This window comes from Pelomicrobium sp. G1, from assembly GCF_051905455.1.
Taxonomy (GTDB): domain Bacteria; phylum Pseudomonadota; class Gammaproteobacteria; order Burkholderiales; family UBA6910; genus Pelomicrobium.
Genome location: NZ_JBQACR010000212.1, coordinates 1 through 332 on the forward strand (window position 1 = coordinate 1; position 332 = coordinate 332).

A 332-nucleotide genomic window follows, 5' to 3' on the forward strand; every position below is an offset into this window, starting at 1 on the left:
GCGCCGGGCGCTGGACCGCCAGGAACTGGCGCTCCACTACCAGCCGAAAATCGAGTTGCGCTCCGGCCGCGTGCTGGGCGTGGAAGCCCTGGTGCGCTGGCAGCATCCCGAGCGGGGCCTCATCTCTCCGGCCACCTTCATCCCCCTGGCCGAGGAAACGTGGCTCATCGGGCCCATCAGCGAATGGGTGCTCGCCAGGGCCTGCGCCCAGTGCCGCGCCTGGCTCGACCAGGGCCTGCCCCCGTTGCGGATGGCGGTCAACCTCTCGGCCGTTCAGCTCGCCCGCGGCGACCTGTGCGGCAGGTGGCGGAAGCGCTGGAGCAGAGTGGCCT

The 332-nt window shown here is 71.7% G+C and carries 1 protein-coding gene; it reads left to right on the plus strand.

The window, feature by feature from the left end; genetic code table 11:
• Nucleotides 1–332: EAL domain-containing protein (locus ACTFO6_RS18215; RefSeq protein ID WP_439935799.1), on the plus strand; the 332-nt coding region annotated here is incomplete at both ends.